The following is a 7,925-nucleotide window of genomic DNA, read 5'->3' as shown; positions in this document are numbered from 1 at the left end:
GTCATCCCTCCTCGTAAAAGCCGGAAACGTCCACGTCCTTACGATAAATATCTTTATCGACTTCGGCACCTTATTGAAAATGCCTTTTTGGAATTGAAGCGCTGGCGGGGTATCGCCACTCGATATGCGAAAAATACGGCTTCATTCCTGGCTGCTGTGCATATCAGATGTATAGCGATTTGGGCGAATATCAAATGACAACACTATCTAGTCAAGACTTTCCGCAATTTTCCCCCTAAAGGTTGGAAATAGGGTTGGAAAAAAAAATTCTTAAAGCAGAAAGGGGTTACGGTTTTCACCGTAACCCCTTGGAATTTCTGGTCGGGATGAAAGGATTTGAACCTTCGACCCCTTGAACCCCATTCAAGTGCGCTCCCAGACTGCGCTACATCCCGACGCCCGTCTGTCCTACGCGCCGGCGGCGGCTCTGTCAAGAGTTTTCTCCGCCGAGGCGCGGGGACGCGCCCTTACGACCAGGTGCTCACCACGAGGCCCGAGTCATACATGTTCTCCGCCGCGGCGCGGAACTGGTGCTCCATGAAGGACTGCACGCTGGCCATGGAATCGAGCTGCGGCACCGCGGCCGTCACGTCCGTGACGAGGCTTGGCGCGTAGGAGATGCCGAGGCTGTCGTGCGGCGGCGTGTCCTGCACCACATTCAATCCGCCCCACAAGGGATCGAGCGCGATCATGGCCGTCCTCCTGCCGTATCTTCCCAGCACCTAGCTGCGCCGCTTTTGGGCGCGGGGCTGGCGGCGAACCTGCTTTTTTTGCGGCGCAACCGGCGGGGCCGCTTCCGCCTGCGGCGCCTCGGGCACCAGGCTGTCCACCGTATAGTCGCCCAAAGGGCGCCGGCCTTCAAGATAGTCGCGCGCGGCGGCCACGGTTTTGCCGAACTGGGCCATGTTCCTGCGCGAGACCGGCTCCCCGCGGGGATTGATGGCCTTGGCCGGATTAATGAAGGTGCCGTTCTGCCTGAGGCGGAAATCGAGGTGCGGCCCGGTGGAAAGCCCGGTACTGCCCACAAAGCCGATGACCTGCCCCTGGCGCACGCGCTGGCCCTGTTTGAGGCCGCGCGCATAGCCGGAAAGATGGGCATACATGGATTCGAGGCCGGCTGCATGTTTGATGATGATCTGGTTGCCGTAGCCGCCGGCCCAGCCGCGCCTCATGACAACGCCCTCGCCCACGGCCTTGACCGGCGTGCCCGTGGGCGCCGCGTAATCCACGCCAAGATGCGGCCGCCGCGAGCCGAGGATGGGGTGGCGCCGGCTGTGCGTGAAGCGCGAGGTCAGGCGCGTGAAGGCCAGCGGCGCCTGCAGGAGCGTCTTGTGCAGGTTCTCGCCCTTGCTGTTGTAATGCTGGGGGCGCCCCTGCCCGTCCCGGAACAGGAAGGCTTCGTAGGTCTTGCCCTTGTTGGTGAAGCTCGCGGCCAGCATGCGTCCGTAGCCCTTGTATTCGCCCTCGCGGTAGCGCTTTTCCACGAGCACGCGGAAGCTGTCGCCCTCCTGCAGGTCGCGGATGAAGTTCACCTCCGAGCCGAAGAGCTCGGCGAGGCGCAGGGCGAGCTGCGGGCTTTCGCCGATGTCGGCCACGGCCTGGAAGAGATTGTCGTCGATGACGCCCTCGGCCGTGGTGAGCAGGGTGACATACTCGATGGGCTCCACGCGCGCCTGGGGGGTCTCGTCCCCCTCCACCACGAGGCGCCGGCGTCCGTCGATCTCATACTCGAAGCGCTTGACCCGGCCCGAGTCCGGGTCGGTCACCACCACATAGGGCTGACCTTCCCGGAAGGAGCGCAGCGAGAACACGCGCCGGGCCGCGCTCACATATTGCTGGATGCCGTCGTCCGCCGCATTGCCCAGCACCTTGGCGATGGTGTCGCCCTTTTCCACCACGCCATGCGTGACGGCCCCGTCAGCGGCAGTGTCGGGGGCACTCCCGGGTGCGCTCTCCGGGGCGTCTTTGGCAGGGAGGCCGGCGCCGTGCTCCGCGATTGCCGGCACCACGGCGCGATCCGCGGCCCCGGCGTCAGCCGTGGTTTCGGGCGCGGCAGGGGGCGCGGCCTCGGGCGCGGTCGCCTCCTGCTGCGCCGGCCCGGGCTCCCCGAAGGAGAGCAGGCCCTCCTTATGGGCAAAAAAGCCTGCCGCCAGCAGGGCCAGCGCGGCGATGGCCAGAAGTACGCGTTTTTGCATGGTCACGGGCGTTCTATATATCGGAGGCCGCGCCCATGTCCAGTTGCGGGCCGTCTTTCGCCACTTCGCACGCCGCCTCCCCCCGGCTTTTCCACAGCCAGGGGCCACCTCGCCCCCGCGCTCCCTGCGGTGCCCTCGGGCGCCGCAGAAAAGCGCCCCCTGTGGAAAAGTCTTGTTTCCGGCGCTTTTTTGTGCTATTTACCGCTGTTCGCGCAGGTGCCGGAAGGGGCTTCCGGCTGCTGATTTCGATGCGATCCGGGCAGGCGTTCGGCGACCTGCCGGGACCGCGCCAACGGGCATGCCATGCTGACTGTGGAAGAACTGAAACAGGGCTTGCGCCCGCTGCTTGCGGGCGAGACCGGGTCTCGCGGGGGGGCGGATGCCGGTACCGGCGCTGCTCCGTCCGGGGGCGCCTGGTTCGACGCCCTGGCCCTGCGCCTGGAGGACGGGCGCCTCGTGGTTGGCTTTCCGCACAGCTATTTCGCCCGCTGGTTTTGCGCCCACAAACAGGCCGGCTTTGAAAGTGCGCTGGCCCGCTGTTTTCCCGAAATGCCGGGCATCCGGTATGAGGAGGCGCCGGGGGGGCCGGCCGGCCTTTTCGCACTCCGTGAGGCCCCCCGGATGGCCCAAGAGGCCGTGCGCGCCCCGGAAACAAATTTCCCGGCCGCGGACGAAACTGCGCCGGACGAAGATATGCCGGCCGAAGACGCTTTTGGCCGCTTCATCGTCAACGCCAAGAACGCCTTCCCCCTGGCAACGGCCAAAAAAGCCGCGGCCGAGGGCGCTCCGGCCGACGGTGGCGCCCTGGTGTTTTGCGGCAAGAGCGGCACGGGCAAGACGCAGCTGCTCACGGCCATGGCGGCCACGCTGGCGCGCCGCCTCGGGCCGGAGGCCATTACCCTGTGCGGCGCGGCGAAATTTTGCGGCGCTCTTGACGAAGGGGGCGCCGCCCCTGTGCAAGGGCGCGCGGAAGGTTTCTGGCACAAGTGCCACGCGCTCCTGCTGGATGACATGCAGGATCTGGCCGGCGAGACACGCTGGCAGCGCAGCCTCGCGGCCCTGATGGACGGCCGGCCGGCCGGGCGCCTGCTCGTGTTCGCCCACGCCGGCCCGGCCCGAGAGCTCGCCCGCCTTGTGGCTCGCCTGCGCAGCCGCCTTGAAAGCGGCCTCGTGCTGGAGCTGCTGGAGCCCGACCTCGACGTGCGCCTGCGCTATCTCCAGCGCGCCGTGCGCGAGCGCGAGCTCCCGCTCACGCGCGAGCAACTGCTCTATCTCGCGCAGCGCTGCGTGCAGTTCAGCCTGCTCCAGGGCCTGTTGCGCAAGGTGGAGGCGTTTGCCCAGCTCAATGGCCGGCCGCCCCTGCAGGCGGACCTTGAGAACATCGTGCGCACCGGGGGCAGCGTGCGGCCCGCGGGCTGCCGCGAGATCGTGGGCTTTGTGGCGCGGGGCTTCAACCTCAGGGCCGAGGACGTGCTCGGCACTCGGCGCCGCCCGGACCTCGTGCTCGCCCGCCAGGTGGCCATGTATCTCTGCCGGCGCAAGCTCGGGCTCTCGTATCCTGAGCTCGGCCGCGCCTTTGGCGGCCGCGACCACAGCACGGTCATCCATGCGGTGAAGAAAATTCGCAAATTGCTGGATACGGACAAAGTTGTGCACACCCTGGTGACAGAGCTGGAAAATACGGTGCCCTGAGCGTCCCCAGGGGCGCGTCACGCCGCCGACGCACCCGCGGGCTGTGCGCCCCGTGCGCAGACCGTGCGCAGGAATGGACGAAAATTTTCCCGCAATCTCAACAGGCTGCCGCAGTTAAGCACAAAGGTTCACCCCCAATAACAAGGACAATCAAATGAAACTTGCCGTTAACAAAGAGCAGATCATCGAGGGCCTGCAAAAGGCTGCGGCCATCATCCCCTCCAAGGCGGGCGCGGCCTATTTGCGCTCCATCTGGCTCCGCGCCGGCGAGGACGGGCTTTCGCTCATGAGCACGGACGCCAACATCGAGTTTACCGGCACCTATCCCGCCGAAGTGGCGGAGCCGGGCCTCATCGGCGTGCAGGGCCGCTCCTTCGTGGACCTCGTGCGCCAGCTGCCCTCGGGCGTGCTGCACCTGAGCCTCGACGACGCGGGCACCCTGCTCCTCGAGCAGGGGCGCCGCTCCTACCGGCTGCCGGTGAACGGGCCCGAGTGGTTCCAGAACTTTTCCGAATTTCCCGAGGAGAATGCGGTCATCTGGTCGGCCGATATCCTCTCCGGCCTGCTCGACCGCGTGAGTTTCTGCATCAGCGACGACGACGCCATGGACGCCATCGCCTGCCTGTGCCTCAAGCCACGGGGCGAGGGCCGCATCGACGTGTGCGGCCTCAACGGCCACCAGTTCGCGCTCGTCACCATCACCCATGACGAGCTCGCGGCGCGCCTCCCCGAAGCCGGCGTCCTCATCCAGAAGAAGTATCTCCCCGACATCCGCAAGTGGCTCGGCGAGGACGAGATCGAGCTCAACCTCACGGACAAGCGCTTCTACCTGCGCCGCCTCGACCGCGCCGAGACACTGAGCCTGCCCCGCGCGCTCTATGACTACCCGGATTATACGGTCTTCATGGCCCGCCTTGAGGACGAGGGCGCGAGCCGGCTCGACCTTGACCGCAAGGAGGGGATGGACGCCCTCGGACGCATCCTTATCTTTAATACGGAAAGCGACCGCTGCGTCTATTTTGACCTTGCCCGGGACGAGGCGCGCCTCTCCGCCCAGGGCGCCGACGTGGGCTCGGCGCAGGAAAACCTGGAAGTGCGCTATGACGGCAGCATCAGCCGCATCGCCTTTCCCACGCGCAACCTTATGGACGTGTTCTCGCACTTCGTTTCGCCGCGCGTGGACATGACCCTCACCGGGCCGGAGGGGCCCTGCGGCATCCGCGGCGCCGAAGACCCGGACTATACGGTCATCATCATGCCCATGAAGGTTTCCGAGGCGGCCTACTATTCCGAGGACGACGTGTAGGCCGTCCGCCCGGTATTTTGGTTTAAGCCGCTTCTGTTTCGCCCTGAAGGAAGGAACCATGTCGCAAAGCCAGCTCCCCGCCACGCCCGGAACGCCCGCCGCGCCCCAAGCTTCGGGCGCCTCCGGCTACAATGCCTCGTCCATCACCATCCTCGAGGGCCTGTCGGCCGTGCGCAAGCGCCCGGCCATGTATATCGGCTCCACGGACGCGCGCGGGCTCCATCATCTCGTGTACGAGGTGGTGGACAATTCCATCGACGAGGCCATGGCCGGCTATTGCACCAAGATCACCGTCACCCTGCATGCGGACAATTCCGTCACCGTGCGCGACGACGGCCGCGGCATCCCGGTGGACATCCATCCCAAGGAGGGCGTGCCCGCGGTGCAGGTGGTGATGACCAAGCTCCACGCGGGCGGCAAGTTCGACAACACGAGCTACAAGGTCTCGGGCGGCCTGCACGGCGTGGGCGTGTCCTGCGTCAACGCCCTTTCCGAGGAGCTTACGGTCACGGTGCGCCGCGAGGGGCGGCGCTACCGCCAGCACTATTCGCGCGGCGTGCCGCAGGATGCGCTCGCCGTCATCGGCGAGGGCGTGGAGGGCCACGGCACCACGGTGCGCTTCAAGCCGGACGAAGAGATCTTCGAGGTGCTGGAATTTTCCTTCGAGACTCTGAAAAAGCGCTTCGAGGAGCTGGCCTATCTCAACAGCGGGCTCACCATCGAGTGCATNGACGANCGCACCGGCGAGAGCCACATCTTCCACGCCGAGGGCGGCATCCGGCAATTCGTGGGCGACCTCAATTCCGGCGAGCAGGGCATCCANCCNGTCATCTCNGGCGACGGCGTGNTNGACAGCGTGAGCGTGGANTTNGCCCTGCAATANAACGCGGGCTACAAGGAAAATATCCTCACNTTNGCCAACAATATCCGCACCAAGGAAGGNGGNACNCACCTCGTGGGCTTCCGCACGGCGCTCACCAGGGCCATCAACGGCTATATCAAGGGCCAGCCCGACCTTGTGAAAAAGCTCAAGAACACGGCCCTTTCCGGCGACGACGTGCGCGAGGGCCTGACGGCCGTGGTCAGCGTCAAGCTGCCCCAGCCGCAGTTCGAGGGCCAGACCAAGACCAAGCTCGGCAACTCCGAGGTGGCGGGCCTNGTGGCCGGNCTCACCTATGACCGGCTNAACGTGTTNTTTGAGGAAAATCCGCGCGATGTGCGCCTNATCATCGACAAGGCGCTGGACGCGGCCCGCGCCCGCGACGCCGCCCGGCGCGCCAAGGAGCTNGTGCGCCGCAAGGGCGCGCTNTCNGACAATTCGCTGCCCGGCAAGCTCGCCGACTGCCAGAGCAAGGACCCNGGNGAGTCGGAGCTGTTCATCGTGGAGGGCGATTCGGCCGGCGGNTCGGCCAAGCAGGGCCGCAACCCCAAGATCCAGGCNATCCTCCCNCTGCGCGGCAAGATCCTCAANACCGAGCGCACCCGTTTNGACCGCATGCTGGCNAANAANGAAGTCAANGCGCTCATCACCGCCATGGGCGCGGGCATCGGCGANGAAGACACGGACCTCGACAAGCTGCGCTACCACAAGATCATCATCATGACCGATGCCGACGTGGACGGCGCGCACATCCGCACCCTGCTNCTGACCTTCTTNTTCCGCCAGTACCAGGAGATGGTGGAGCGCGGNTTCGTCTATATCGCGCAGCCGCCGCTCTACCGCGTGCACAANGCGCGCATGGAAAAATTCATCAAGGACGACGCCGAGCTCAACGCCTTNCTCCTCTCGCGCGTGAGCGAGGACGTGAGCGTGGTGGCNNCCAACGGCAAGACCTTTGCCGGCAAGGAGCTNATCGGGCTCATGCGCCGCATCGAGACCCTTGAGCAGCGCGTGGCCGAGGCCGAGAGCGGCGGCATGNCGCGCGACCTCTTCCTCACGCTCGTCACCTANCCCACNNGGGTGGACANGGAGACGCTGGAGGAGCTGCTTGCCAAGGGCGAGNGCGAATTCACCGAATGGCTCAACAAGAACGGCTACTTGCTCACNCTNGAGCGCGAACGCAGCGAGGAGGACGACGANGTGCGCCTCTTCGCCAATTTCGAGAACGCGGGCAGCCACCACACCAGGCGNGGCATGGAGTTTTTNGCCTCNNGGCTNTACCGNCGCACCTGGCAGCTCTTNANCGAGCTGCGCGAGGAATGCGGNGGCCTTGCCTTCACNCTNGTGCGCAAGGACGGCGAGGCCAGCGTGGACGATGTNTTCCGCCTGCTCGCNCAGGTGCTGGACGAGGCGCGCAAGGGCATCAATATCCAGCGCTACAAGGGCCTTGGCGAGATGAACCCGGAACAGCTCTGGACCACCACCATGAACCCGGAAAACCGCGTNCTGCTCCAGGTGTCCGTGGANGACGCGCTCTCGGCCTCNGAGGCCTTNGAGGAGCTCATGGGCGACCGCGTGGAGCCNAGGCGCGAATTTATCGAGCGCAACGCGCTTTCCGTGCAGGACCTCGACATCTAGCNGGCAGGGAGAAAGCACATGGCCGAGCAGCATGACGACGCGCNGCAGNTGGCGGAAAGCGCCNCGGCGAAAAGGCCCACCGGCTGGCTCTCCTGGGTGGTGGCCGTGGCGGGCTGGCTCATCTGCGCCGGNTTCTGCCTCTGGCTGACCATCGCCCTCGAGGCGTGGCCCTATGCCTATGAGGTGTTTTTCCCGGCGATTTTGCTCATCCTGT

Annotated in this window: 5 protein-coding genes, 1 tRNA gene and 1 pseudogene; 4 read left to right on the top strand and 3 right to left on the bottom strand. The window is 65.6% G+C overall.

The genetic code is table 11. The features are described 5' to 3' along the window. Nucleotides 1-198, top strand: a pseudogene (locus tag HDR50_RS05510) (IS5/IS1182 family transposase); the annotation flags it as partial. Between the two features lie 120 nt (nt 199-318). Here HDR50_RS05510 and HDR50_RS05505 read toward each other — a convergent pair. From HDR50_RS05505 to HDR50_RS05495, 3 genes are all read right to left on the bottom strand, one after another. Next, nucleotides 319-395: transfer RNA gene (locus HDR50_RS05505), tRNA-Pro, on the bottom strand. A gap of 72 nt (nt 396-467) precedes the next feature. Beyond that, on the bottom strand, nt 468-692 hold the full coding sequence (locus HDR50_RS05500; protein WP_291356677.1) for a hypothetical protein: 225 nt from the start codon (nt 690-692) through the stop codon (nt 468-470). A 30-nt stretch (nt 693-722) separates the two neighbouring features. Further along, nucleotides 723-2,195, bottom strand: a complete 1,473-nt coding sequence (locus tag HDR50_RS05495; RefSeq protein ID WP_291356675.1) for a M23 family metallopeptidase — start codon at nt 2,193-2,195, stop codon at nt 723-725. Nucleotides 2,196-2,498: 303 nt separating this feature from the next. On the opposite strand from HDR50_RS05495, the gene HDR50_RS05490 reads away from it, so the two are divergent. The 3 genes from HDR50_RS05490 (at nt 2,499) to gyrB (ending at nt 7,711) form a co-directional block, all read left to right on the top strand. Further along, on the top strand, nt 2,499-3,887 hold the full coding sequence (locus tag HDR50_RS05490) for a helix-turn-helix domain-containing protein (RefSeq protein ID WP_291356673.1): 1,389 nt from the start codon (nt 2,499-2,501) through the stop codon (nt 3,885-3,887). Between the two features lie 154 nt (nt 3,888-4,041). Beyond that, on the top strand, nt 4,042-5,193 hold the full coding sequence (dnaN, locus tag HDR50_RS05485) for a DNA polymerase III subunit beta (protein WP_291356671.1): 1,152 nt from the start codon (nt 4,042-4,044) through the stop codon (nt 5,191-5,193). Between the two features lie 58 nt (nt 5,194-5,251). After that, nucleotides 5,252-7,711, top strand: coding sequence for a DNA topoisomerase (ATP-hydrolyzing) subunit B (gyrB, locus tag HDR50_RS05480; RefSeq protein WP_291356669.1), 2,460 nt, complete (start codon nt 5,252-5,254; stop codon nt 7,709-7,711). Nucleotides 7,712-7,925 lie beyond the last annotated feature (214 nt).

It is taken from the genome of Desulfovibrio sp., from assembly GCF_014803725.1.
Lineage (GTDB): Bacteria > Desulfobacterota > Desulfovibrionia > Desulfovibrionales > Desulfovibrionaceae > Desulfovibrio.
The sequence above is the reverse complement of the archived record's forward strand: the minus strand, read 5'-3'. Positions and strand labels throughout refer to the sequence as shown.